Source organism: Paenarthrobacter sp. CC6 (assembly GCF_040560085.1).
Taxonomy (GTDB): domain Bacteria; phylum Actinomycetota; class Actinomycetes; order Actinomycetales; family Micrococcaceae; genus Arthrobacter; species Arthrobacter nicotinovorans.
Genome location: NZ_JARDAN010000004.1, coordinates 122,855 through 147,180, shown reverse-complemented (window position 1 = coordinate 147,180; position 24,326 = coordinate 122,855). Strand labels below are relative to the sequence as shown.

Genomic DNA, 24,326 nt, shown 5'->3' with positions numbered 1-24,326 from the left:
TGGCTTCCCAACTGACGGACTGATCTCGTGACTCAAAGCCCAACCCTGAGCAGGCGCACCGCCTCCGCTCCCTCGCAGCCGCGCAAGTCGCGGCGGCGCGGGGCGGACGCCCGCGCCGGCTACACCTTCCTGCTGCCCTGGCTGCTGGGATTCATCGCCTTGACCGTAGGACCGATGATTTCCTCGCTGTACCTTTCCTTCACCAACTACAACCTCTTCGATGCCCCCAAATGGATCGGCCTCGATAACTACACCACCCTCTTCCAGGACGAACGCTTCCTGCAGTCGGTAGGTGTGACCCTGCAATACGTTGTCTTCGGTACCCCGCTGAAGCTCGCGGCGGCGTTGGCCATCGCGATGCTGCTCAACAGCAAACGCAAGGGCCAGGGTTTCTACCGGTCCGCGTTCTACGCCCCGTCCCTGATCGGCGCATCGGTGTCCATCGCAATCGTCTGGAAGGCCATGTTCGGCGATTCCGGCCCCGTGGACCAGGGACTGTCCTTCTTCGGAATCAACCTCGGTGGCTGGGTGGGCAACCCCAACATGACCATGGGCATGATGATCCTGCTGACCGTGTGGCAGTTCGGCGCCCCCATGGTGATCTTCCTCGCCGGCCTCAAGCAGATCCCCACGGACCTTTACGAGGCAGCGTCAATGGACGGGGCCGGACCGGTCCGGAAGTTCCTGAACATCACCTGGCCCATGCTGTCCCCGGTGATTTTCTTCAACCTCCTGATGGAAACCATCCACGCGTTCCAGATCTTCGCCTCGGCCTACATCATCTCCAACGGTGAAGGCGGCCCGGCAGGATCCACCCTCTTCTACACCCTTTACCTGTACTTGCGCGGTTTCTCCGATTTCCGGATGGGTTACGCCTCGGCGATGGCCTGGCTCCTGGTGATCGTGGTCGGCATCATAACGCTGATCTTCTTCAAGACCTCCAAGTCCTGGGTCCACTACAGCGGTGATTCAAAATGACAACCACGGCAACGCCCATCCAGTCCACGCCAAGCACTCCGGCGCCGGCCTACAACCCGAAGTCCGAATCCGTCATGGCCAAGCGGATCAAGAGCGCCATCTTCCACATTATTGCCCTGGCACTGGTGGCCATGGTTCTCTACCCTGCCCTGTGGATGATCACTTCCGCCTTCAAACCGAACTCCGAAATCGGCGGCGCGAACAACGCGTTGTGGTCGAACAACTTCAGCTTCGACAACTTCGCCACGGCCATGGAAGGCATCGGCGGGGTCTCCACCCTGACCTTCTTCACCAACTCGCTGATCCTGGCCGTTGGCGCCGTCGTCGGGACTGTGCTCTCAGCGAGTATCTCCGCCTACGCCTTCGCCCGGATCAACTTCCCCGGCCGCGGACTGTTCTTCGGCATGATGATCGCCACCCTGCTACTGCCTTTCCACGTGGTGATCATTCCGCAGTACATCGTGTTCCAGCAGCTGGGCCTCGTAGACACCTACGTACCCTTGCTGATCGGCAAGTTCCTGGCAGCGGATGCGTTCTTCGTGTTCCTCATGGTCCAGTTCATGCGCGGACTGCCGGCCGAACTGGACGAAGCAGCGCGCATCGACGGCGCAGGACACGTCCGCATCTTCGGTTCCATCATGCTCCCGCTCATGAAACCGGCCCTGATTTCCACGTCGATCTTCTCCTTCATCTGGAGCTGGAACGATTTCCTGGGGCCGCTGCTCTACTTGAACACCCCCGAGAAGTACCCGCTGCCGTTGGCATTGCGGCTCTTTGTGGACCAGACCCAGTCATCGGACTACGGAGCGATGATCGCCATGTCGGTCCTGGCCCTCCTGCCCGTGCTGGTGTTCTTCCTGGTCTTCCAGCGCTACATCGTCGAAGGCGTTTCAACACAAGGCCTCAAAGGCTAGGGGAGAGACAGAAATGAGCACCATGGACGCCACCGGCAAGTCCTCGCCGAAGCCCGGGATTCCGGTCAACCGCTTTGCCCTCTTCGCCGAGACCATCCTGGCGGGAGTCATTGTGCTCCTCCTGTCCATCCCCTTGGTGACGGCGCCGGCTGCCTATGCGGCCGGCGTCGCACACCTGGAGAGGCACCTCAGCGGCAGGGACGATTCGCTCCGCAGCCTGTGGGGGAATTTCCGCCGTGCGCTGCCCGGCAGCTGGAAGATCGGAATCACGACGGCGGCAGCCGCCGTCGTGATTGTCCTGAACCTGCTGCTCGCCCTGGTGGGCCAGTTGCCCGGCCGGGCAGTCATCCTGCCCGCCACGCTGATCCTGGCTGCGGCCGGCGCCGTGCTGTTCCTTCGGATCGTCGCGAATTGGAGCGGGGGAGTGACCTGGGACGGCGACGCCGACCGGCACCCCGCCGATGTCCCCGGACCACAGCGCTGGGCTGCTGCCTACTCCAGCGCCAAGGCTGATTCGCTCCGTGAGTGGAGCGGCTCACTGCTGCTGCTCGCGGCCGTGTTCATGGCAGTGGTGTTCGTCTGGATGTTGCAAGCCTTGTTCGTCATTGTCCCCGGAACTCTGGTCCTGGCCGCTGCGGCCGTCAAAATCCGCTCCCACCACTAGGAGTTTTTGTACAGCTGATGCCCTCAAGAAGCCTTCTTAAAGGCATCAGCTGTACAAAAACTCCCCACCGACCCAGCTGAATCGAGCAGACCCCCAGTGTCGCCGCGCCCCTTTCCACCGCGCCTTTTTCCACGTCGATCCACCCCCACTCAGCTTGCAAGCCCACGGGCCCGCTCGGTCGAGACCTGGCACTATCCGTTGCGGCACCACAACTACCGGATCTTTGTGGCCCTCTCATTAGTGGGCAGCGGCGGGGTCTGGATGCAGCGTTTGGCGCAGGACTGGCTGGTTCTCCAGCTCACGGGCAGCCCGGCCGCCGTGGGTCTTGCCGTCGCGCTCCAATTCCTGCCCATGCTGGTGGTGGGCCCGGTCAGCGGTGTCTTGGTGGACCTATTCCCCAAACGCCGCATTCTCGTTATTTGCCAATCGGCGGCCGCCGTCCTGGCTGCCGGGCTCGCTGTCTGGAACGCGATGGGAGGCAGCGACGTCTGGGTTGTCTACGCCGCGTGCATCGCACTGGGAGTAACCAGCGCCATTGACGGCCCCGCACGGCAGGTTTTCGTCAACGAAGTGGTGGGCGACGCCGGGTTGCCGGCGGCCATCGGACTGAACAGCGCCATCGGCCAACTGGGGGCCATGGCCGGACCCGCGCTGGCAGGCGTTGTCATTGCCCAGGCAGGCCCGGCGGCGGCGTTCGCGGCCAATGCCTGCCTTGGCGTAGCGGTCCTGGTGATGATCGCAGCCATCAGGCCCGGGGAACTCCATCACTCGCCGGTGGTGCCGGATCCTACGGCCCGGAAAGGCCGGGTATTGGCGGGATTCCACTTCGTCCGTGCCCGTCCACGACTCCTCCTCACCATGCTGCTGGCAGGCTTGCTGGGTGCCTTCGGAATGAACGGTCCTGTGGTGCTGGCCGCCTTCGCCGACCGGGTCTGGCACAGCGGTCCCGCGGGCTTCGGTTTGTTCAACACCGTCAGTGCCCTCGGCGCGTTGGCCGGGGCGCTGGTGGCTACCCGGATCAAGCGCTTTGGCCGGAAAGGAATCGTGGCCAGCGCAGGCCTTTTTGGGTTGACACAAGCGATCGCCGCCGTGATGCCAACGCAGGAATGGTTCGTGGCCATGCTCGTGGTGGTTGGCTTCATGACGCTCGTCTTCCTCACCAGCGCGGCTACTGCCGTGCAGCTTGAAGCCGGCGCGCATGTCCGGGGCCGGGTCCTGGCGCTCTACTTTCCGCTGCTCCTGGGTGGTCATGCGTTGGGCGGGCTGCTGGCGGGGTGGCTCACCGAAGACTTCGGCGTGCGGACCGGCCTGGTGGTGACCGGTGCCCTGGGCATGGCCTCCGCCGTGATCATTGGCCTCCTGATGTGGGGCTCAGGGCGTCGTCGCGTCCAGCCGTAACCAAGTCCTCGATCTCCCGCGGATCCAGCAAGCCGTCACTGATCCAGACGGAGTTGGTCCGCGTCAGCGTCTCACCGGCAGCCAACTCGATGGACTCATCCCAGGCCAGAGCCGAGCCAACGGCCGGGTAGCCCCCGCACCTGACGAACCATGGGTCCGCCGACTCCCGGGGTGCGGCGAACACCAAGGTGGCAGGGCCGGCGTCGAACTCTCCCGCCCAGGCCAACCAGGGCGAAACCGAGCCGTGCACGGCGGATTCGCCATCGGCTGTGGAGGAAAAGACGCGCGGCGAGGCGTTTGCCGGAAGCCGCCAAAAGAATCCGCCGTAGCCGCTGCCGGGGGCACCATGCGATCCCGGGCTCCCCAGCGAGGCGTCGACGACGGCGGTGAGCCGGGTCCGGATGTCCAGTCGCCACGTGCGGGCGGTGATGGCGGTCCGTTCGAAGGTCCGGCGTTCCTGGAGGACGAGGCTGCCGTCCGAACCGAACCAGTCGAGGTCCAAGGCGGTGTGGTCGGCAGCGCGGGCAGCAGCGGCGATCTCGATCCGGCCGTGGTCCATCAGGTCCACGTACTTTCCGGCGCTCCGCCGGTAGCTTCGACCTCCCCAGAAATTGCTCCCGTTGACGTCCTGCAGCGCGAAACCAGCCCCCAGGTGCCAGACGTGGTCCGACGGAAGATGGTCCGTCACCACTGTCCCGGACGGGGTGCTGACGGGGTGCAGGTAGGGGCGGGGCGAGAGCCAGGATTCGAGGCCGCTCCCGTTCCGAAGGACAGTGTCGGACGGTTCGTTCGCGAACAACGGTTCGGTGTTCGTCGTTGCCTGTCGTGCCCAGGGGAGGCCCAATTCGGCGAAGGTTGCGTGGGCATGCGTCGCACGTTCGACGGCGTCCTGGATGCCCGGGATCACCGCATGGGCCTGCTGGCCTGTACCCACCCACTCCACGAAGTCCGGCAAGATCGGCTGGGGCGGTTCCGCAGTGCGGATGGCTTCCACAACACGCATGAACGCACCGCTGTGCTGGAGTGGACTGATCAGCGGTACGCCGGTGGCCAGGTGCTCTATCAGGTTCCCGGTGAGGTCGTCGCGCCCGAAGACACGGCTGCTTTCGCCCGCCTCCGTGGTGACGGCCACGCGGTCCTCGGTGTAGTGGAAGACAGCTGTTCCTTTAGTGCCCTGCAGCGTGATGTATGGTTCCACTGATTCGGCCGAGCAGAGGGTGAGGGCGCAGGTTATCGGTAGGCCGCTGGCGGTCCGGAGGCGGATCACGGAGGTGTCGTCGGCTTCAATGTCGTTCGCGCGGTACAGGTCGGTTTCCACCGAGGCCAGGTCATGTGGTTCGCGTGCCCCGGCGATGCGCAGGGCCGTCGCGATCGCATGGGCCAAGGGGTTGGTAGCCACGCCGTCCACCACGTCCACGCCATCCAGGCTGCGCTTTCCGGCCCAGCGCGAGCGTTTGTAGTAGGCCCGGTCCCGGACCCAACGCCCGGTCGCCGCGATTCCCTTGAGGGTGCCAATGCCGGGGAAGTCCGCCGTGGAGTTGCCGGCGGCCAGTTGTTCCAGTGCGGCCAGGGCGTGCGAGCCAAGGCTTTGGAACCCCACCTGGACACTCCGGCCGGTGGCGGATGCCGCTTCCTGCAGCCGCAGGAAATCCGCCATGGATGCCACAGGGGGCTTTTCCAGGTAGAGGTCCGCATGGGAGGCCAGCACGGACAGTGCCAGGGGTGCGTGGGTCTGGATGGGTGTTGCCACGATGATGATGTCCGGGCGGTGGTCTGCGGCAAGCAGTTCATCCAGTGTGCTGTGAACCGCCGTTATGCCCGGCAAGCCTCCTGCAGCAGGGGGATTGGGGTCTGCCACCGCAACAAGTTCCACCATTCCATCGGCGGCGAGCCGCTCAAGGTTGTGGAGGTGGTGAGTGCCGAATCCATGGACCCCTACCAAAGCAACCCGTGCCCGTACCGGAGTGGTTCCCGACGTGCTCTGCAAGGGCCTCGAACCCATGGCGGGCTCGAAAGATGGGGTGTCCATGGCTCTCCTCTGCTGGGGCTGCAACGAAGGCGCGTGACGTCGTCGTCGGAGTCTTTACGGTGTACTGTGCTGGCTAAGACTCTACTTAGCAAGCGCTTTCCAATGGTAGTTACAGATCAGTGTAGCGCGGTGTACGTAAAAATGTAACGATTCAAAAGGGCCGGTTTTGCCCTGTGGCGTCGCCCTTAAAACCATGACGTAGGATGTCCTCATGCCTCTCTTTGACCTCCCCCTCGAGCAACTCCGCGAGTACGTCTCACCAGCGCTCCCGCCGGCCGACCTGGATCAATTCTGGGACCGGACCATCGCCGAAGCCCGCACGGTTCCGCTCGATGCAGCGTTCGAACCGGTGGACAATTACCTCAGCGTGATCGACACGTTCGATGTCACGTTCTCCGGCTTCGGGGGAGACCGGATCAAGGGCTGGCTGCACGTGCCCGCCCGCCTCGAGGCCGGGCAGCAGCTACCGGTCGTGGTGGAATACATCGGCTACTCGGGCGGTCGCGGCCTGGTCAACCAGAACACCCGCTGGGCGCAGGCCGGCTATGCGCACTTCATCATGGACACCCGAGGGCAGGGCTACGGCGGCATTGCCGGGGATACCCCGGATCCCCACCCCTCAGCGGGCGAGGTCAACTATGCGGGCCTGATGACCCGCGGTGCCGACCACCAGGACAACTACTACTTCCGCCGGGTCTACGTCGACGCCTTCCGCGCGGTAGAGGCGGCACAGAACCATCCCGCCGTCGACCCTTCCGCGGTGGTCCTCACCGGCATAAGCCAAGGCGGCGGCATCACTGTCGCGGCTGCCGGGCTGACGGCCGGAAGGCTCGACGGCGTCATCGCCGCGCTGCCCGACGTCCCCTTCCTGCAGGACTTCCCGCGCGCCATCGACATCGCCCCGCGTGGTCCGTACCCGGAGATCGCCGGTTTCCTGGGCCGCCACCGCGACCGTTACGAGCCCATGCTGGCGGTGCTCAACTACTTCGACGGCGTCCACCTTGGCCGGGCGGCAAGCGTCCCGGCGCTGTTCTCAGCAGCCCAAATGGACGATATCTGCCCGCCGTCCACGGTATTCGCGAGCTACAACAACTACGGCACTGACTCCCGGGCGAAGGACAGCGAGCCCGCCAAGGACATCGAGGTGTACCGCTTCAACAACCATGAAGGCGGCCAGGAACACCACTGGATCAAGCAGTTGCAGTTCCTGCGCAAACTTTTGTCATCATGATGAACACGATTTGCCGGGTTTGATCGGGCGCGGTTATGGTGTGGCTATGACAAACCGTTGGTATGCGTATTTTTCGTTGGCTCTGGAGGGGCCCGCGTCTAACTGACACGCATCCAACTTTCCTTCAGAGCCAACAGGGCAGAGATGATTCTCTGCCCTTCGCCATATCCGGCGGGTTCTGAAAAGGGGCCCGCTCCGTATCCCGGACAGGACCCAGACATGACCAGCACCGCCCCCGAATCCATCGAAGCGCTCGATTCCGCAGCCGCAACGGACGCCGCGCAGCCCGCCACCTCCAACCTGCGGGTTGCCCGCTTCGAGCCCCTTCCGGCCCCGCAGGACCTCATCGCCGAGTTGCCGCTGGACGCCCGCTCAGCAGCCGTCGTCGACCGTGGCCGTGACCAGGTCCGCGCCATCATGGACGGGGTCGACGACCGCCTGCTGGTGATCGTGGGGCCCTGCTCCATCCACGATCCCAAAGCCGGACTTGAATACGCCCGCCGCTTGGTCAGCCAGGCCGAGAAGCACAAGGAAGACCTGCTGATCGTGATGCGTACGTACTTCGAAAAGCCGCGCACCACCGTCGGATGGAAGGGGCTCATCAACGATCCCCACCTGGACGGCAGCCACGACATCGCTGCAGGCCTTCGTGCCGCCCGCGGTTTCCTGAAGCAGGTCACCGCCCTGGGCCTGCCCACAGCCACCGAATTCCTGGAGCCCATCAGCCCGCAGTACATGGCTGACTTGGTCTCGTGGGGCGCCATCGGTGCCCGCACCACCGAGAGCCAGATCCACCGCCAGCTCGCCTCGGGCCTGTCCATGCCGATCGGCTTCAAGAACGGTACCGACGGCGACCTCCAGGTTGCCATCGACGCTTGCGGCGCCTCGGCCGCTGAACAGGCCTTCCTGGGAATCGACGACGACGGCCGGGCGGCCCTCGTGGCGACCTCCGGCAATCCGGACACGCACGTGATTCTCCGCGGCGGACGCAAGGGACCGAACTACTCGCAGGACGATGTAGCAGCGGCTTCCGCGAAACTGGCGGCCAAGGGACTCAACCCGCGCTTGATCGTTGATGCGAGCCATGCCAACAGCGGCAAGAGCCACCACCGGCAGGCAGAGGTTGCCCTGGAGATCGGAGCCCAGCTCGAAGCAGGTGCTTCCTCCCCGATTGCCGGCATCATGCTGGAGAGCTTCCTGGTGGGCGGTGCGCAGAACCTGGATGTTGCCAAGCAGTTGGCCGGTGAACAGGAGCTCGTGTACGGCCAGAGCGTTACTGATGCCTGCATGGAATGGGATGTCACCGCTTCGGTGCTGGAGCAGCTCGCGGCCTCAGCCCGGAAGCGCCGGGAAGTCTCGGGGGAGTAGTATCCCACTTCGTCGAAAGGCTTTCACATAGGCCCCATCAGCCTCTAGAGTATCTAGCACATGGTTGTTTGATGGCTCAGCATCGTCACACCGTTTCCTGGGGGTGTCCTAGTCGGCTGAGAGCAAAGGAATATGGGAAATGTCCGCGGAGACCAACTTCTCGAATGCGCGATTCATGACGGTGGCTGAAGTGGCCGACGTCTTGCGTGTTTCCAAAATGACCGTGTACCGCCTGGTCCACTCAGGGGAAATGCCGGCCGTCAGGTTTGGCCGCTCCTTCCGGGTCCCCGAAGAAGCCGTGGCCCAGTACCTCAAAGGTGCTGTGGTGGACGGACAATCCGAGACCGCCTGAGGCTGCCGGGGTCCGTCCAACGGACCGTGGTCATGGGGTACCCCTTTGAAGCGGTACTCTGTTAAGGAACGTTTTACGTCAATGTAAGAATCTGTCAGTTGTACTTGTCTGCTTCCGCGGATGTGTTCCAACAGACAGGAACTTCTAGTTTGTAAGGAACTTTCGTGGGTTCAGTTATTAAGAAGCGCCGCAAGCGTATGGCCAAGAAGAAGCACCGCAAGCTGCTTCGCAAGACTCGCCACCAGCGCCGCAATAAGAAGTAGAGATACTTCATCAAGCGTGAATGCCCGTTGCCTCTCGAGGTGGCGGGCATTTTTGCATCCCTGACGCTTGCTCACATCCCGCGGGTTTGGGTGTGACGCTTGCTCACGTTCCGTGGGTTTGGTGGTGACGCTTGCTCACGTTCCGCGGGTTTGGGTGTGGCGCTTGCTCACGTCCGGGGCCGTGCGAAGCCGGAACGGACTGCGGGGTCTACCCATCCTTGCCGCAACGCCCTCTTTATCTGCCGGGTAGCGTTTGCGAAATTGTCTGCGAGGTCGTCCTTCCCGAAGATGAGAACCGTCCACCCGGCAGCCCCGAACGCTTTATCCCTGCGCCGATCGCTAAAGATCTGCTCCTCCGTGAGGTGATGGCCGCCGTCGTACTGGATAGCGATCCGACGCTCCCGGTAACCGAGGTCGGCAGAAGGAGAGAGGGGATCGGCCGGCCGGAGCCGAAGTTGCAGTTCGGGTTCCGGAAGACCGTCGTCAAGCATCGCAAGACGAAGCAGCGACTCGGGGGCTGAGTCAGCGCCTACCCGCATCAGGTCGATTGCTTCCCGAGCCCGCACAACACCTTGAAGGTTCTTGTGGAGCTCCACCATCGAGCGGAGGGAAGCAATGGTTGCAAACGCTGTGTCCCGTTGTTCAAATTCGGGCCTGGGTACGCGGATGAGTTGGTCTCCGACGCAGACGAGTTCCTTCAACGGCAATATGCGGGCCAAATCCAGCCAGGTCCGGGACCGGGTGCTGATCCAAAACCCTCGGACCAACTCGACCTCGCTCTCCGCCACTACGACGCTATGCCCGGAGACGCCCTTTCGCCGCACGGCCGGCAGATTTCGAGGCTTGCTCAGGTGCAGCTCATTGGAACCGGCGAGCCACGGAGGGAGCGGCAAGCCGTGCAGCCGGGCGGCAGTGACGTGGGAAATCCAGGCCCCTGGACTCGCGACCGAGAGCGATCGGGCAGCTGCTTCAAGGTCGAAGTCCCAATCCGACGGTCGGTAGATACCTTTACTCACTGCTTCAATGCTGACGCGGTTCCAGAGATTGCGCGGCGCGAGACCGGCAGCCTTGGCCTCGTCAAGAGTGAACGGAGCGGATCCCAGTTGGGACGGAACGGGTTTCGGTATCTGCATACGGCATTGTTACCCGGATCCGGCTGTGAGCGCAGAAGTTATCCACAGGCGGGTCTGCCCGCATGAGGGGACGTGAGGGAGGGTTTGGTTCAAGCCGTGGGGATGTGAGGGAGGGTTTGGTTCAAGCAGTGGGGATGTGAGGGAGGGTTTGGCGACGCTAGAGGCGGGGGCCGCGGAATCGTGAGAAGCCGCGCCACAGGCCGTAGATCGCCCCTCCGACGGTGGCGGCTTTGAGGCCGAGGGTTGCCGCGCGTCGACCGGACCGGAAGTCGTATACGGGCCAGTTGTTGTCGCGGGCATGGCGTCGCAGCTTGGCGTCAGGATTGATGACGACGGGGTGCCCCACCATTGTCAAAAGCGGGATGTCGTTGGCGGAATCGCTGTAGGCCCAGCAGTGGTCCAGATCCAGGCCCTCCCGGTCGGCGACCAACTGCACGGCGACCGCCTTGGCCGGTCCGTGCAGGATGTCTCCGACCAATTTCCCCGTGTACATGCCCTCATGCACTTCACCCACGGTCCCCAATGCACCGGTGAGCCCGAGCCGGGTGGAAATTACGGTGGCAACCTCGATCGGCGTCGCCGTCACCAGCCAGACCTTACGGCCCACCCGGAGATGTTGCTCTGCGAGAGCCTTCGTTCCGGGCCAAATCCGGGACTCGATCATTTCGTCGTAGACCTCTTCGCCCAGGGCTTTGATGTCATCTACGGTGATGCCGGCCGCCAGGGTCAAGGCCGAGTCGCGAACGGCATGGACGTCCTCCATGTTCTCGCCGCGCATCACGAACTTAAATTGCTTCCAGGCGAACCCGGCCGCTTGCGGCAAGGTAAAGGCTTTGCGTTCATACATTTTGCGTGCGACGTGGAAGAGGCTCGCACCCTTCATCAACGTGTTGTCGACGTCGAAGAAAGCAGCTTCGCCGCTGTGCTTCTGCGCTTGGGCAGCAGCGGCAACGGCGACGTTCTTCTCCTCGGGCATGCCTTGAGTCTAGTCAATGGCGGGTACCCCGCGTTGAGGGCGCACTCGAAGGCCCTTACCTGTGGGGTGTGAGGGAGGGTTGGGTTGAAGGGGGTGGGGTGTGATGGAGGGTTGGAATTGAAGGGGGTGGGGTGTGAGGGAGGGTGGGGTTGAAGGGGGTGGGGTGTGAGGGAGGGGTGGGGCGGTTACCGTTAATCACATGGCTACTCCCGACGTCGTCCTCCTCACCAAAGCTGACTGCCACCTCTGCACGGACGCCCGCGCCGCCGTCGAACGCGTTACTGCGGGCCTCGGCTTGAGCTGGTCTGAACAGCGCATCGACGCCGATCCTCAACTTCAGGAGCGCTACGCGGAAGAGATTCCGGTGGTGCTGGTGAACGGTGTCCAGCGCGATTTTTGGAAGATCGACGAGGCCCGGCTGACCCGCACCTTGAAGAAAGCCCTGGAGGGCTGAGGGTGGCCTTGCCCGTATGTAGCGGCTTTTGTTGAGTCCGGCCGGGGGTCATAGAGTGGAACAACAAAGCGACGCAATGGAGAATACCGTGACTGCGCTGGAACCGTCCGCGGAAGCACTATCCGGGGACAACGAACCTGCGGCAAAGCAGATCCCGCCCGCGGCTGTGGCCCGGATGACCCTCTATTTGCGTGCGCTGAACTCGCTCTTGGCCGAAGGAGTTGAGCGCGTCTCCTCCGAAGCGCTGGCCGAGGCGTCAGGCGTCAGTTCCTCCACGCTCCGCAAGGACCTCTCGTACGTAGGCTCGTATGGCACGCGCGGGGTCGGCTATGAAGTCCAGTACTTGAGCCGTCACATCGCCGCGGCGCTGGGTCTGACCCATGACTGGAAAGTCGCCATCGTCGGTGCCGGCAACCTCGGCAAGGCCCTGGCCCGGTATGGCGGCTTCGAGTCCAGGGGATTCGACGTCGTAGCCATCTTCGACGCGGACCCCATGGTGATAGGCAACGAGGTAGGGTGGCTGCGCGTCAGCGACTCAGCCGAGCTTGAGCGGGTCCTGGAGCGAACCCACACGAACATGGTGGTGCTTGCCCTGCCGGCCACGGTGGCGCAGGCAGTGTGTGACCGGGTTATTGCCGCCGGCATCAGGAGCATCCTGAGCTTTGCTCCGGTGCTCCTGCAAGTTCCGCCGCACGTGAATCTGCGGAAAGTGGACATGGCCACGGAGCTGCAGATTCTTGCCTACCACGCACAACGGGCGCAGACCCCGGGCCAGGCTGTTTAGCCTTCGCCGGGTCCGCGCCCGTAGTGGTGTGTTTGGAACCCTGTCGCTTTAGCGTCCGGAGGGAGTCTGGTACGGGTTTCCGAACTGCGGTGTCTTGCGGAAGTACGGAGCCGACGCCGGCAGGTACAGCAGGACGATGGCTACGATTCCGAGCAGTGCTGAAAGCGTCGCCAGGCTGAGCGGCACGAGGGCAAAGATCGAGAGCGCGGCGAGGACCGTGCCGAGGATGCGGGCCCAGTTCTTGCCCTTGCGGACGTTGATGGCAACGAGTGCGTACAGGCCGGCACCAATGACACCGAGTGCAATCATGACGCCGACGATGAAGCCCTGGACGTCTTCAAAGCGGACATCCGCGGCGCCGCCGGCCGACATCTGGTCTTCGAACATGCTCCTGAAGGAGGGGTCGTTCAGTGCCGCCATGGAAATAAGGATGGAGATCAGCCAGATTGCGCCTGCGCCGACAATCAACCAGAAGGCGATGTTGACCATTTGCGGGACTGTGGCAGGACCCGGCTGCTGGCTCGGCCAGTTGGTGTCCTGACCGTACTGGGGCGCCTGGCCATAGGGCGAAGCGCCGGTCTGGCCGTACTGTGGGGCCGCTGGCGGCTGGGACTGCTGGCCGTACTGCGGTGCTGCAGGCTGGCCGTACTGCGGTGCTGCAGGCTGGCCATATTGCGGAGCTGCCGGCGGTGGGGACTGCTGGCCGTACTGTGGTGCAGCGGGCTGCGTGCCCGGCTGCTCAGGCTGGTTGGAGTCGCCCGGGTTCGACGGCGGGTATGGAGGGTTGCTCATGGCATTCCTTTGCTTGTTCGACTGCAGGTACGGCCGCCGGGATCAGCAAAGTGACCCTGCCCCCAGCGTGGTTCTGCTTCCACCGTACCCCCAGGGTCCCGCGCCGCTGCATACCACACGCAGGAATTTCAAGAGGGCAGGGAAAATCATCATGTTGGCGTACGTCTTCATGATGAAGGCCGCGGGAATCCCTGGGGATCCGGCCGCGGCCTTCATGCTCAGCAAGTGCTAAACGAAGTGTTTCTGCGATTCCGGGAGCCACATCATGATTGCTGCGGCAACAGCGGCCGCAGAACTGAGCAGCCCGAGGTTGAAAGTGATCAGGAGGAACAGCAGGGAGAAGACCGCGAAGCCGCCCAAAATGGAGAGGACCAGCCGGGCCCACCGGGCGCCCTCCTTCATGCGGATGGCGATGAAGGCGTAGACGGCGGCCATGATGATGCTGAAGACGAAGTTGAAGATCCCCGTCCCGATGGCCAGGGCTCCGAAGTAGTCGCGGTAGATGAAGATATTGGCGAAGTTGGCGATGACGCCCAGTGCCGCTGCGGCAATCCACAGCCAGTAGGACGTGGTGAGGGTCTTAGGGACGCCCGTGGTGTCACGGAATCTCTGGGCGATGTTGTTGAAGTCGAAACCGAAGACGTTCCGCGGAGGCGCGTTATAGCCGAGTCCGGCGGGCGGTGCGGGGTTCGGGCCGGCCGGTGCTGTGTAGGCGGGTTGTCCCGGCTGCTGGTAGGCAGGGGGAGGTTGGTAACCTTGCTGCCCTTGGTAGCCACCTGGCGGAACAGATCCGCTTTGGGGAGGCTGGTAACCGCCGGGAGGTTGGTAGCCCGCAGGAGGAACATTGCCTGGCTGCGGTGGCTGGGGGCCGGGCTGCTGTGGCTGAGGTGCTTCATCTGGGGTACTCATGGCATCACTGTAGACCGCAGGTTGAAGGTTGCATAGGAAATTCCGAGCCAACTCGCAGCTAAATACAGGGTGTTTGCCGAACAATGGCCGGGTGACTCATGTGTATGCGAAACGGCGCCCCTGCAGCGCGAAGCTGGGCAGGGACGCCGTCCGGGGTGTTCTGGAATCAGGCTGCGGCCGGAGCGATGAACGCGAGTTCGAGGTTGATGACGACCTTGTCGCTGACCAAGACGCCACCGGCTTCAAGGACTGCGTTCCAGGTAAGGCCGAAGTCCTTGCGGCTGATGGTGGTTTCGCCCGAGACGCCTGCGCGGGTGTTGCCGAACGGGTCTACTGCAACGCCGTTGAATTCGGTCTCGATGGAGACCTCCTTGGTGACGCCCTTGATTGTGAGATCGCCCACGAGGTCGAAGCTGTTTCCGTTGGCCTTGACGTGGCGGGACACGAAGGTGATTTCCGGGAACTTCTCGACGTCGAAGAAGTCTTCGCCCTTGACGTGGCCATCGCGGTTGACATCGCCGGAGTCGAAGCTGGCTGTCTGGATGGTTGCGGAGACCTTGGAGTCCGTCAGGGTTTCGCCGACTTCCAAAGTGGCCGAAGCGTCCTTGAACTGGCCGCGGACCTTGCTGATGCCTGCGTGGCGGACGGTGAAGCCGATCTCGCTGTGGGAAGCGTCGAGGGTCCAGGTGCCGGTGGTGACGGAAGCGGGGAGGGTCATCATGGTTGTTGCTCCTATAGGTAGTGGAAGGTACTGCGTGCTTGCCCGGTTGAACCAATTGCTTGAAGCGTCAACCGAGCTTCGTGTCTAGTATAAACATGCATATGCATCTTTTATTCCAACTCCACGGAACATTTACGGAAAACTTTGAGTTCTACTTGCGGTAGAAGATTTCGGATCGCCCCGCTTCTTTGAGAAACTGGTAAACATGCCCCAAGCAACTGTCCATCTGCTTCGCCATGGCGAGGTCCACAATCCCGACGGCGTCCTCTACGGTCGCCTGCCGGAGTTCCACCTCTCCGAGCGTGGCCGGGAGATGGCCCGTATGCTGGCCGACCACTTTGTTGCCCGCGCCGCCGAGGGTGCGAAGATAGTCCATCTGGTGGCCTCTCCGTTGACGCGTGCCCAGGAGACGGCCATGCCGACGGCGGAAGCACTGAACCTCGAAATCACGGTCGAGCCGCGCATCATTGAAGCCGAGAACCACTTCCAGGGACTCCACCCCACCAAGAGCGAGTTCCTGAAGCCCAAGCACTGGTTCTACTTCCGGAATCCAATGCGGCCCTCCTGGGGCGAGCCGTACAAGGAGCAGGCAGCCCGCGTGCTGGCTGCAGTTGAGGATGCCCGCGTCAAGGCAATCGAACTTGGCGGGGACGGCGCCGAGGCCATCCTGGTCAGCCACCAGCTGCCGATCTGGTCAACACGGCTCACGGCTGAGGGCCGTCGCCTGGCGCACGATCCCCGCAAACGTGAATGCACTTTGACGTCGCTTACGTCCCTGACGCTCGACGACGACGGCCGAATTATCCGGGTTGAGTACAGCGAACCTGCCGCCGCGCTGCTTCCCGGTGCGGCCAGCACTCCGGGGGCATAGGAAGACATGGACAACAACCTTTCACGTCGAGGCGTTCTTACCGCCGGCGGTGTCCTGCTGGCGGGACTGACCATGGGACTTTCCGCGTGCGCCCAGAAGGACTCCCTTGCGGAGCAGGCAAAGGCGGGCGACAACAAGAACTATGTGGCCGGCGACGGCTCGGTGACGGAATTCGCCAAAGCCGACCGTGCAGCGCCCGTAGCCCTCAAGGGCACTCTGTTCAACGGAAATGAAGTCAAGCCCGAGGACCTCAAGGGCAAGGTCACGGTCCTGAACTTCTGGTTTGCTGCGTGCGCTCCCTGTCGGATCGAAGCGCCGCAGCTTGAAGCGCTGCACCAGGAATTCAAGGACCAGGGCGTCCAGTTCTTCGGCGTGAACCTCCGCGATGAAAAGGCCACCGCTGAGGCCTTCGACAAGACGTTCAACCTCACCTACCCGAGCTTCAACGACAAGGACGGGTCCGTGCTGCTGTCCGTGTCCGGCATCGTTCCGCCCGGTGCCGTCCCCACAACCCTGGTCCTTGATAAGGAAGGCAAAGTTGCCTCCCGCGTGCTTGGCGAGATTGAAAAGAGCACCTTGAAAGCCCTCATCACCTCAGCCGTGGCCGAGTAGTCGCCGTGAACAGTCCTTTCGCCGAGACCATCCTCAACGGTTCCCTGCTGCTGGCCGTGCCGGTCGCATTGCTGGCCGGGCTGGTTTCGTTCCTCTCGCCGTGCGTGCTGCCGTTGGTACCCGGGTACCTGGGGTACGTCACCGGGCTGACCGGCGTCGACCTGCAAAAGCAGCGGCGTGGCCGGATGCTGGCGGGGATCGGGCTGTTTGTCCTCGGGTTCTCCGTAATTTTCGTGCTCCTGGGCGGCGCCTTCGGCCAGCTCGGGACGCTGCTGACGGGCCCGCAGAACGCCTGGATCACGCAGCTGCTGGGCCTTTTGGTGATCGTCATGGGTGTCGTGTTCATGGGCGGCTTCGGCTGGCTTCAGCGTGATGCCAAGATCCACGCCAAACCGCCGGCCGGACTGTGGGGTGCGCCGCTGCTTGGACTCACGTTCGGTTTGGGCTGGGCACCATGCATTGGCCCGACCTACTCCGCGGTACAGTTACTGAGCTTGTCCGGCGGATCGTCGGCGGCCAAAGGTGCGCTCCTGGCGTTCATCTACAGCCTTGGCCTGGGCATCCCGTTCCTCCTGATCGCCTTGGCCGTCCGCCGGGGCATGGGTGTCATGTCCTTCTTCCGCAAGCACCGTTTGGCCATCCAGCGGATCGGCGGAGGCATCCTGATTTTGCTCGGCATCCTGATGGCCACCGGTGTGTGGGGCCAGTGGGTGACCGGGTTGCAGTACTGGTTCCAAAATGACGTGAAGTTGCCAATCTGATGAGCGAGTCCGTGAAAGCCAAGAAGAAGTCACCATCCGCTGAAGGCGCCACCACAGCGGAAGGAAAACTCCAGCAGGCCAAGTCTGAGGCCGCGGTACCCGTGCTCGGATTCAAGGGCATGCTCAGGTGGGCCTGGACCCAGTTGACGAGCATGCGTACAGCGCTGTTCCTGCTGCTCCTGCTGGCCGTCGGTGCAGTGCCGGGTTCGCTGTTCCCGCAGCGCGCCGCCAACCCTGTCACGGTCACTGAGTGGATCAAGAACAACCCTGCAACCGGGCCGTTCCTGGATGCCCTCCAGATGTTCGACGTCTATTCGTCCGCCTGGTTCTCGGCCATCTACATTCTGCTGTTCATTTCGCTGATCGGCTGCGTGACCCCCCGCGCCATTGCGCACTACAAAGCCATGAAGTCGCAGCCGCCGCGCACTCCCAAGCGCCTTTCGCGGCTTCCGGAGTACGGCACCCTGGCGCTGCCCGCCGACGCCGGGATCCCGGCGTCGAAAGCCATCAACGATGCCGCCGGGCTGCTCAAGAAGCGCGGTTACCGCGTCGACGTACGCGACGCCGACGGCGCCCTGCCGTCCCTGGGTGCTGAGCGTGGCTTCCTGAAGGAAGTCGGCAACCTGGTGTTCCACACCTCGTTGATCGGCGTGCTGGTGTCCGTGGCCATCGGCGGCCTGTTCGGATACAGCGGCCAGCGCATCCTGGTCGAAGGCGAAACTTTCGTCAACACCCTGGTTGGCTATGACCAGTTCACCCCGGGCACCAACTTCCAAAGCAGCTCGCTGCAGCCGTACTCGGTCCGTTTGGACAAGTTCCAGGCAACGTTCGACCGGGAGTCGCCAAAGAAGACCGGCCAGCCGATCGACTACACGGCCGAGGTCACCACCAAGGAAAACCCGGGCGCGCCCGAGCAGAAGGAAGTGCTGAAGGTCAACGACCCCATTTCCCTGGGCGGAACAAGCCTGTACCTCACGGGCAACGGCTACGCACCCGTGGTCACGGTCCGGGACGGCGACGGCAACGTGGCTTTCCAGGGTCCCGTCACCGCGAAGGTGCAGGGAGCCAACTACTACTCGTCCGTGGTCATCAAGGTCCCGGACGGCACTCCCGACCAGCTTGGCTTCAACGGCTTCTTCCTGCCGACCGCCTTCGAGTCGGAACAAGGAATCTCCTTCAGTGCCGACCCCGCTTTGGCGAACCCGCAGTTGAACCTGGATTCCTACTACGGCGACCTGGGCCTGGATGAGGGAACGCCCCAGAATGTCTTTGAACTGGACGTCAAGAACCTTACCCAGCTGAACGGGCGCAAGCTTGAGGCCGGCGGCATCGTGCTCGGTTTGGGCCAGACCGCAACTCTGCCCGAGGGTAAGGGAAGCATCACCTTCGACAGTGTTAAGAAGTACATCGGCGTTGACATCCACCACAACCCCGGCCAGCTGTACGCCCTTATCTTCGGCCTGCTGGCGGTGGGTGGCCTGATGGTTTCCCTTTACGTCAACCGCCGCCGGGTCTGGGTCCGCACCGGAACCCACCAGGACGGGCGCACCATGGTGGAGTACGGCTTGCTGGCACGCGGTGAAGACCACCGCCTCGCCGGAGAAGCCGCAGCACTGCGTGAAATCTTTGCCCGCGAATGGAACCTCCCGGAATCACCGGAGCCTCCCGCACCTCGAACCGTCTCTTCCTCAACCTCGAAGGACCAGTAATGCCAGCCATCAACGAAACCCTGGGCCAGTACAGCGAGCTGTTCATGCTGTTGGCCGCCGGCACGTACACCGTGGCGTTCATCGCCTTTGCCTGGGATCTGGCGAAGAGCAGCAAGACCTTCCAGGCAGTGGATTTGAAGGCAGCAGCCAGGTCCACCAGCGAAAAGGTCAGCGTTGCAGCCGGTCGCGTTGGGGCTGCCCTGTCAGGTCCCGACGCCGGCGGGCCGGCCGGCCGGGCCGAGCGTCCGACGTCGGGCCCCACCCATGCAGGCGGGACTGCGGCAGGCGACATGCGGTACACGGCCGAACGGCGCGTTCCCGCTCGCGTGGCAGTGGCCTTGACGGTGCTTGGCGTGCTGATTCACGGCGCAGGAGTGGTGACCCGGGCATTGGGCGCCGGCCGCGTGCCGTGGGGCAACATGTATGAATTCCTCACCACGGGCGCTTTCGTTGCCGTGGCCGTCTTCCTGATCACGCTGATCCGCCGCGACCTGCGGTTCCTCGGCACGTTCGTGCTGGGCTTGGCTATCATCATGCTGGTGGCTGCGTCGGTGTCCTTCTGGACCCCGGTTGGCCACCTGGTCCCCGCATTGCAGAGCTACTGGCTCATCATCCACGTCTCCATCGCGGTCCTGTCATCCGCTTTGTTCACCCTGACCTTCGCCATGTCCGTCCTGCAGTTGCTGCAGTCGTACCGGCAGAAGAACCTGGCGGCCGGCCGCGCAGACAACCTGGCCTTCATGCGCGTGGTTCCCAACGCCCTGAGCCTGGAGAACCTGTCCTACCGCATCAACGCGATCGCGTTCATTGGCTGGACGTTCACGCTCATGTTCGGCGCGATCTGGGCCGAGAAGGCCTGGGGCCGGTTCTGGGGCTGGGATCCCAAGGAAGTCTGGACCTTCGTGATCTGGGTTGTCTACGCAGGCTACCTGCACGCCCGTGCCACCCGTGGTTGGACAGGCACCCGTGCAGCGTGGTTGTCAATCGTCGGATACGCCTGCGTCATCATCAACTTCACGTTGGTAAATACCGTTTTCAACGGCTTGCATTCCTACTCCGGCCTCTAAGGTCCAATCCGGCGCTGAGCAGGAGCTTTACTTCAATAGTCATCAGCGGCCTCGGGAAATTGACAATTCGGTGTAGCAATTAAGCCTTTTGCGTGTCCGGAGCAGGTGCTAACTTGTTCAGGACCCGCTAGTGAAGCAGCTCGCTTGCGTCGTGCCATGTGAACTTTCGAGGTACCCATGAGCTATGTTCTCGCCATTGATGTCGGGACAAGTTACACCGCCGCAGCTCTTATCAAGCCTGGGCGGAGCGCCGCACCCACGCCTGAAATCCTGCCCCTTGGGATCCATGGAAGCACTGTGCCTTCGGTGCTTTTCTACGCGGACGACGGCCGGATATTGGTGGGCGAGGCGGCTGAACGCCGGGGCCTGGACGATCCCCGGCGGATGGTCAGGGAATTCAAGCGCCGTATAGGCGACTCCGTTCCACTCGCTGTGGGTGAGGGCTGGATGTCGCCCGAGGACGTGTACGCCACCATGGCCCGATGGGTGGTGGACAGGGCCGAAGAGCGGGAGGGGAGTCTGCCGTCGTCGATCATCATGACGCACCCCGCAGCGTGGGGCGCGCACCGTACCTCGACGGTCCTCGCCGCCTTGAACGTTGCGGGCCTGCACGATGTCACCCTGATCAGCGAACCAGTTGCCGCCGCCCTGCACTACGCCACCCAAACCCGCGTGGAGGACGGCAGCACCATCGCCGTGTATGACCTTGGCGGCGGAACGTTCGATACCGCGGTCCTGCGCAAGGCGGGCGCCGGCAGCTTCGAACTCCTGGGCCGTCCCGACGGCATTGAAACCCTTGGCGGCGCCGATTTCGACGCCGCCGTTCTGCGCCACGTCATGGGTCACCTCGGGGACGCCTTGGAGGGACTCGAGCCGGAGGCGCCGGAAAGCAAGGCAGCGTTATCCAGGCTGCGGCGGGAGTGCCGCGAAGCCAAGGAAGCGCTGTCCATGGACAGCGAGGCCAGTATCGCCGTCGCGCTGCCGGGAACCCAGCGGACCCTGCGGCTGGTGCGGTCCGAGTTCGAGGCCCTGATCGAGGCGTCCATCCGGGAAACCGTGCACGCTCTCGAGCGGAGCCTGCGCAGCATCCACCTTGAGCCCGGGGACCTGAGTACCGTGCTGCTCATCGGCGGCTCGTCCCGCATTCCTTTGGTGGCGGAAATGATTTCGGTGGAACTGGACCGTCCGATCGCCGTCGATGCCGATCCCAAGTCGTCCATCTGCCTTGGCGCCGCTGTCGCGGGTCTGGGTACCGCAACTGCAGCAGACCTGGAAGCGGCCGAAGCTGAGGCTGCCCCGGCGACGGTGATGGAAGGACGTGGCGTTGCCAAGCGGGCGAAGACCGCGCGGCCGCACGTCGCCGGCTCCAGGCCCCACCTCGGTGCCGTCAAAGCCGCGGTCGCTCCCGGGGGCGCACACCGCTCCCACGTCCGCCTGGCCGCAGCGGCGGTTGCAGCAGCAACTGCGCTGACCATTGCCACCGCCACGGCGGCGCAGAGCCCTGAAGGCAGCGGCATTCTGGCGTCCATGTTCGGAAACCAGGCTGCCGACGTCATGCGCGGCGACGGCTCGCCGGTTGCCGCAGCCCAAGCCAACGGCGGGGGCGGTGCCGCCCCGGGTGCGGCACCGGCAGTGGAAGGTCCGACGGCGGGACTTGAGGCCAGTGCCCGCGCTGGAGTGACGCGGGCGGGGACCGGGACCGGAAAGAGCCCGGCACGGTCGGGAAGCACGGGAAGCGGCTCAGGTGCGGGATCGGGGGCTGCCCAAGGCCAGACAGCCGGTACCGGCGGAGCAGGCAGTGCGGCCGGGACAGGCAGTGCAGCCGGGACAGGCGGGGCTGCCACTACAGGCGGGGCTGCCACTGGAACCACGACGCCGGAGACTCCCGGAAACGGCTCCAGCAACCCTCCGGCGGCGACGCCCACCCCGGAGCCTACAGGCGGGGCCGCCAGCGGACCCACACCACCACCGGCAACGACGCCACCCACTCTGCCGCCGCCGGTAACCGATCCTTCCACGCCACCTGTCATACCGACGGACCCGGTTACCCCATCGCCGGTACCCACGGTGCCGCAGCCAGAACCCACAGTGACCCAGGACCCTGCTCCACCGTCGCCTGAACCAACAGTGCAGCCTGAGCCCACCATCCCGCCGGCCACAGTCGCCCCGGAGCCCCTGCCAACAGAGACAAGTCCGGCCCCGGATCCAGCACTGACTCCGGCGGTCTGACCCATGACGGGACAGGACCACCGGCCGCGGCATTTTCCGCCCGGGCGGGATGAGCAGCCGTCCGGCCTCCCGGCCGACGCCCCGGGGGAGGCGTCGGGCCCTGAACTGCCCGGTCAGCCCGCCGCAGTCCAGGAGTTGCTGCTGGCGCTGTCCTTGGGTTTTTCCCTCCACTCCCTTCTGCCCGGCAGCCTTGAACACCGCGAAGACCTGGACTCGGTCATCCACGTGGCAAAGGACGCCGGGCTGATATCACCTGATGGATCAGTGGTTGGGACCGTCCACTATGCCTTGCTCTCGAGCACACCGCCGGCGCGCATCCGGGCCCTGCAGAGGGAACTGGTGGACAGGACCGCGGCAGAGGGCCGTCCCTTGGGCGACGTCGCCCGGCAGCTTGCGCAGAACGGGTTCCAGGATCCACGGATCGTCGCGGAGCTGGAGCGTGCCGCGGAGGGGGTTCTGGACTCCGAGCCCGGCCTGGCGGCCGAACTCTATGCAGAAGCACTTCTCGCCGGAGGACAGGAGACCACCACGGCGGCCAGGCGGGCGCAGGCAGCGGCGGCCTTGGGCGATCTGGACACTGCCGGCAGGATAGTGGACCGGCTCCTGGCAACGCCGGAGGCCCCTCACATCCGCCTGGGAGTTGACGTTGCTGCGGCTGTTTGGGCACAGCGGGGCATGCTCTCCCGGAGCGCGGACACCTACACCTGGCTGGGGCGGGATAGGATCGACGGTTCGGCGCCCCTTGCAGCCGTGGCCATGATCGGTTCAGGCAACGTTGCGGGCGCCGGTCAGTTGGCGGCTGCTGCCTCGCCGGAGGGCTCACCTACACTCCTGGCTGTGGCTCTGTCATTGACCCAGCAGGGACTTCGTCAAACACTGGCACCCACGCCGCAAATCGCACTGCCCGAGCTCATCAGGGCCTCCGACATGATGAACGCGGCCGGCACGTCGATTCCCCTTGTGGAGACACCGGCGGCCCTTGCCGCGCTGTGCGCCCTCCACACCGGGGAAGCCGGCATCGCCGATATGGTCCTCAAGGCAGCGCTTGCCGCCGGACAGGGCGGCAATACGGCCCGTCCCAGGCTGTTCCTGTTGCAGGCCTGGACCGCCATGCAGCAGGACAACCCGGACGAAGCCCGCTTGGCCATCAACGAAGCAGTGAAAGCGAACCACTGGCCCCTGGCGCCGAGGGATGATTTCCTGCTGGCTGCATTGGATGTCGGTTTGGCACGCCGGGGCAGCGAAGTCCACGAGCTGCTGCTGGCGTGGGAGCGGGCCCGCGAGGCAATGATGCATGTGTCAGTGGACCTGTTCAGTCTCCTGCCCTGGGGAGAGCTCATGATCGCCGCCGCACGGTTGCGGGAGACCCGCCGGGTGGGGCATTACCTGGACGGTGTCTGGCACTTCCTTGGCCGGCTGGGGGATGCCCCATTATGGTCGGTACCCATGCATTGGGCTGGAGTGCAGGCAGCCCTTCTTAGCGAGAGTCCGGCCGAACTCGCTCCCCACGCTGCTGCGCTGGTGCGTGCCTCCGAACACAGCCACCTGGCGTCCGTGCTCGCCGCAGCGGGCAAAGCCTGGGTTTCGGTCCTGGCCGCACGGTTTGAAGCGTCCGACGTCGAAACCGCCGCCCGTGGTTTGGCCTCGGTCGGATTGCCCTGGGAAGGCGCACGGCTGGCCGGCCATGCCGCTGCGCACGCCGAAGAGCGGCGGGACATGGTGCGGCTCCTTGCCTGTGCCCGGGACATCCACCCCCAGGGGGTTTCCCCATCGGCCCCGCCTCCGGAACGGGCCGGCGCTTCACAAGCTGACGTCTCCTTGCATGCACTTGCCGGGGAGTACGGGAGTCCGGGGGTTCAGGATTCGTCCGGGCTCAGCCCCAGGGAGCGCGAGGTCGCCCGGCTCATCCTGGAAGGCAAGACCTACCGCGAGATCGGCGAGGCCATCTACATCTCGCCCCGCACCGCGGAACACCATGTGGCGCGCATGCGGCGTCGCCTGGGAGCGGAAAACCGTTCAGAGCTGCTGGTCCGCCTGCGCCTGGCGTTGGGGGAGGGGTACCCCCCTCCGTAAGCGGGACCCCCTCAGCCCCCTAACGGAAAATCCGGCAA

General features: G+C 64.1%; 23 protein-coding genes. 17 read left to right on the top strand and 6 right to left on the bottom strand.

Translation table 11 applies throughout. The features are described from left to right. Window positions 1–27: 27 nt before the first annotated feature. The 4 genes from PV760_RS02345 (at window position 28) to PV760_RS02330 (ending at window position 3,954) form a co-directional block, all read left to right on the top strand. On the top strand, window positions 28–978 hold the full coding sequence (locus PV760_RS02345) for a carbohydrate ABC transporter permease (RefSeq protein WP_354627068.1): 951 nt from the start codon (window positions 28–30) through the stop codon (window positions 976–978). Beyond that, entirely contained in the window at window positions 975–1,892 is a 918-nt protein-coding gene (locus PV760_RS02340) for a carbohydrate ABC transporter permease (protein WP_018776990.1), read from the top strand. The genes PV760_RS02345 and PV760_RS02340 overlap by 4 nt, the downstream gene beginning before the upstream one ends. A 13-nt stretch (window positions 1,893–1,905) precedes the next feature. After that, the gene (locus PV760_RS02335) at window positions 1,906–2,556 is read left to right on the top strand and encodes a Poxvirus protein I5 (RefSeq protein ID WP_502921420.1); all 651 of its coding nucleotides are present in this window, start codon (window positions 1,906–1,908) and stop codon (window positions 2,554–2,556) included. Between the two features lie 96 nt (window positions 2,557–2,652). Further along, window positions 2,653–3,954: an MFS transporter gene (locus tag PV760_RS02330; protein ID WP_354627067.1), complete on the top strand. Its 1,302-nt coding sequence runs from the start codon at window positions 2,653–2,655 to the stop codon at window positions 3,952–3,954. On the opposite strand, the gene PV760_RS02325 is transcribed toward PV760_RS02330, so the two are convergent. Continuing rightward, window positions 3,905–5,983 carry a DUF6807 family protein gene (locus PV760_RS02325; protein ID WP_502921419.1) on the bottom strand — a complete coding sequence of 693 codons (2,079 nt, stop codon included), beginning with the start codon at window positions 5,981–5,983 and terminating at the stop codon, window positions 3,905–3,907. The genes PV760_RS02330 and PV760_RS02325 overlap by 50 nt on opposite strands. Window positions 5,984–6,194: 211 nt before the next feature. On the opposite strand from PV760_RS02325, the gene PV760_RS02320 reads away from it, so the two are divergent. From PV760_RS02320 to PV760_RS02305, 4 genes are all read left to right on the top strand, one after another. Continuing rightward, the gene (locus tag PV760_RS02320) at window positions 6,195–7,214 is read left to right on the top strand and encodes an acetylxylan esterase (protein WP_354627066.1); all 1,020 of its coding nucleotides are present in this window, start codon (window positions 6,195–6,197) and stop codon (window positions 7,212–7,214) included. Window positions 7,215–7,433: 219 nt separating this feature from the next. Beyond that, window positions 7,434–8,582: a 3-deoxy-7-phosphoheptulonate synthase gene (locus PV760_RS02315; RefSeq protein ID WP_039242783.1), complete on the top strand. Its 1,149-nt coding sequence runs from the start codon at window positions 7,434–7,436 to the stop codon at window positions 8,580–8,582. Between the two features lie 139 nt (window positions 8,583–8,721). Next, window positions 8,722–8,934 carry a helix-turn-helix domain-containing protein gene (locus PV760_RS02310; protein ID WP_017199160.1) on the top strand — a complete coding sequence of 71 codons (213 nt, stop codon included), beginning with the start codon at window positions 8,722–8,724 and terminating at the stop codon, window positions 8,932–8,934. 164 nt (window positions 8,935–9,098) lie between these two features. Next, entirely contained in the window at window positions 9,099–9,197 is a 99-nt protein-coding gene (locus tag PV760_RS02305; RefSeq protein ID WP_003792170.1) for a 30S ribosomal protein bS22, read from the top strand. A 167-nt stretch (window positions 9,198–9,364) separates the two neighbouring features. Here PV760_RS02305 and PV760_RS02300 read toward each other — a convergent pair whose 3' ends face one another. Next, complete coding sequence (locus tag PV760_RS02300) at window positions 9,365–10,330, bottom strand: DUF559 domain-containing protein (protein ID WP_354627065.1); 966 nt, start codon at window positions 10,328–10,330, stop codon at window positions 9,365–9,367. Between the two features lie 157 nt (window positions 10,331–10,487). Next, on the bottom strand, window positions 10,488–11,306 hold the full coding sequence (locus PV760_RS02295) for an HAD family hydrolase (RefSeq protein WP_018776983.1): 819 nt from the start codon (window positions 11,304–11,306) through the stop codon (window positions 10,488–10,490). Window positions 11,307–11,505: 199 nt separating this feature from the next. Between PV760_RS02295 and PV760_RS02290 the strand changes: the two genes are divergently transcribed. Together PV760_RS02290 and PV760_RS02285 are read left to right on the top strand one after the other, a co-directional pair. Then, window positions 11,506–11,760 (top strand): glutaredoxin family protein, encoded by a 255-nt coding sequence (locus tag PV760_RS02290; protein ID WP_018776982.1) that lies wholly within the window; start codon window positions 11,506–11,508, stop codon window positions 11,758–11,760. A gap of 76 nt (window positions 11,761–11,836) precedes the next feature. Beyond that, on the top strand, window positions 11,837–12,544 hold the full coding sequence (locus tag PV760_RS02285; protein ID WP_039242779.1) for a redox-sensing transcriptional repressor Rex: 708 nt from the start codon (window positions 11,837–11,839) through the stop codon (window positions 12,542–12,544). Window positions 12,545–12,592: 48 nt separating this feature from the next. Here PV760_RS02285 and PV760_RS02280 read toward each other — a convergent pair whose 3' ends face one another. The 3 genes from PV760_RS02280 to PV760_RS02270 form a co-directional block, all read right to left on the bottom strand. After that, window positions 12,593–13,336 carry a hypothetical protein gene (locus tag PV760_RS02280; protein WP_018776980.1) on the bottom strand — a complete coding sequence of 248 codons (744 nt, stop codon included), beginning with the start codon at window positions 13,334–13,336 and terminating at the stop codon, window positions 12,593–12,595. A 228-nt stretch (window positions 13,337–13,564) separates the two neighbouring features. Continuing rightward, window positions 13,565–14,245: a hypothetical protein gene (locus tag PV760_RS02275; protein WP_354627064.1), complete on the bottom strand. Its 681-nt coding sequence runs from the start codon at window positions 14,243–14,245 to the stop codon at window positions 13,565–13,567. A gap of 166 nt (window positions 14,246–14,411) precedes the next feature. After that, on the bottom strand, window positions 14,412–14,963 hold the full coding sequence (locus tag PV760_RS02270; protein WP_026267054.1) for a YceI family protein: 552 nt from the start codon (window positions 14,961–14,963) through the stop codon (window positions 14,412–14,414). A gap of 208 nt (window positions 14,964–15,171) precedes the next feature. On the opposite strand from PV760_RS02270, the gene PV760_RS02265 reads away from it, so the two are divergent. From PV760_RS02265 to PV760_RS02235, 7 genes are all read left to right on the top strand, one after another. Next, complete coding sequence (locus tag PV760_RS02265; RefSeq protein ID WP_026267053.1) at window positions 15,172–15,837, top strand: histidine phosphatase family protein; 666 nt, start codon at window positions 15,172–15,174, stop codon at window positions 15,835–15,837. A gap of 6 nt (window positions 15,838–15,843) precedes the next feature. Next, window positions 15,844–16,449 carry a TlpA family protein disulfide reductase gene (locus PV760_RS02260; protein WP_055971202.1) on the top strand — a complete coding sequence of 202 codons (606 nt, stop codon included), beginning with the start codon at window positions 15,844–15,846 and terminating at the stop codon, window positions 16,447–16,449. A gap of 5 nt (window positions 16,450–16,454) precedes the next feature. After that, window positions 16,455–17,210 carry a cytochrome c biogenesis CcdA family protein gene (locus tag PV760_RS02255; protein ID WP_018776973.1) on the top strand — a complete coding sequence of 252 codons (756 nt, stop codon included), beginning with the start codon at window positions 16,455–16,457 and terminating at the stop codon, window positions 17,208–17,210. After that, window positions 17,210–18,919 (top strand): cytochrome c biogenesis protein ResB, encoded by a 1,710-nt coding sequence (gene resB, locus PV760_RS02250; protein ID WP_039242776.1) that lies wholly within the window; start codon window positions 17,210–17,212, stop codon window positions 18,917–18,919. Before PV760_RS02255 ends, resB begins: the two co-directional genes overlap by 1 nt. Then, a complete protein-coding gene (gene ccsB / locus PV760_RS02245) occupies window positions 18,919–19,986 on the top strand; it encodes a c-type cytochrome biogenesis protein CcsB (RefSeq protein ID WP_018776971.1) in 1,068 nt (355 codons plus the stop codon). The genes resB and ccsB overlap by 1 nt, the downstream gene beginning before the upstream one ends. A gap of 177 nt (window positions 19,987–20,163) precedes the next feature. Further along, complete coding sequence (locus tag PV760_RS02240; protein WP_354627062.1) at window positions 20,164–22,215, top strand: Hsp70 family protein; 2,052 nt, start codon at window positions 20,164–20,166, stop codon at window positions 22,213–22,215. Between the two features lie 3 nt (window positions 22,216–22,218). Then, window positions 22,219–24,288 (top strand): LuxR C-terminal-related transcriptional regulator, encoded by a 2,070-nt coding sequence (locus PV760_RS02235; protein ID WP_354627061.1) that lies wholly within the window; start codon window positions 22,219–22,221, stop codon window positions 24,286–24,288. The last annotated feature ends 38 nt before the right edge of the window (window positions 24,289–24,326 follow it).

Bases quoted from the DNA above. Each gene is read 5' to 3' on its own strand.
- PV760_RS02340 (WP_018776990.1), top strand. From the start codon at position 975: ATGACAACCACGGCAACGCCCATCCAGTCCACGCCAAGCACTCCGGCG.
- PV760_RS02335 (WP_502921420.1), top strand. From the start codon at position 1,906: ATGAGCACCATGGACGCCACCGGCAAGTCCTCGCCGAAGCCCGGGATT.
- PV760_RS02325 (WP_502921419.1), bottom strand. From the start codon at position 5,983: ATGGACACCCCATCTTTCGAGCCCGCCATGGGTTCGAGGCCCTTGCAG.
- PV760_RS02320 (WP_354627066.1), top strand. From the start codon at position 6,195: ATGCCTCTCTTTGACCTCCCCCTCGAGCAACTCCGCGAGTACGTCTCA.
- PV760_RS02315 (WP_039242783.1), top strand. From the start codon at position 7,434: ATGACCAGCACCGCCCCCGAATCCATCGAAGCGCTCGATTCCGCAGCC.
- PV760_RS02310 (WP_017199160.1), top strand. From the start codon at position 8,722: ATGTCCGCGGAGACCAACTTCTCGAATGCGCGATTCATGACGGTGGCT.
- PV760_RS02300 (WP_354627065.1), bottom strand. From the start codon at position 10,330: ATGCAGATACCGAAACCCGTTCCGTCCCAACTGGGATCCGCTCCGTTC.
- PV760_RS02295 (WP_018776983.1), bottom strand. From the start codon at position 11,306: ATGCCCGAGGAGAAGAACGTCGCCGTTGCCGCTGCTGCCCAAGCGCAG.
- PV760_RS02290 (WP_018776982.1), top strand. From the start codon at position 11,506: ATGGCTACTCCCGACGTCGTCCTCCTCACCAAAGCTGACTGCCACCTC.
- PV760_RS02285 (WP_039242779.1), top strand. From the start codon at position 11,837: ATGGAGAATACCGTGACTGCGCTGGAACCGTCCGCGGAAGCACTATCC.
- PV760_RS02280 (WP_018776980.1), bottom strand. From the start codon at position 13,336: ATGAGCAACCCTCCATACCCGCCGTCGAACCCGGGCGACTCCAACCAG.
- PV760_RS02275 (WP_354627064.1), bottom strand. From the start codon at position 14,245: ATGAGTACCCCAGATGAAGCACCTCAGCCACAGCAGCCCGGCCCCCAG.
- PV760_RS02270 (WP_026267054.1), bottom strand. From the start codon at position 14,963: ATGACCCTCCCCGCTTCCGTCACCACCGGCACCTGGACCCTCGACGCT.
- PV760_RS02265 (WP_026267053.1), top strand. From the start codon at position 15,172: ATGCCCCAAGCAACTGTCCATCTGCTTCGCCATGGCGAGGTCCACAAT.
- PV760_RS02260 (WP_055971202.1), top strand. From the start codon at position 15,844: ATGGACAACAACCTTTCACGTCGAGGCGTTCTTACCGCCGGCGGTGTC.
- resB (WP_039242776.1), top strand. From the start codon at position 17,210: ATGAGCGAGTCCGTGAAAGCCAAGAAGAAGTCACCATCCGCTGAAGGC.
- ccsB (WP_018776971.1), top strand. From the start codon at position 18,919: ATGCCAGCCATCAACGAAACCCTGGGCCAGTACAGCGAGCTGTTCATG.
- PV760_RS02240 (WP_354627062.1), top strand. From the start codon at position 20,164: ATGAGCTATGTTCTCGCCATTGATGTCGGGACAAGTTACACCGCCGCA.
- PV760_RS02235 (WP_354627061.1), top strand. From the start codon at position 22,219: ATGACGGGACAGGACCACCGGCCGCGGCATTTTCCGCCCGGGCGGGAT.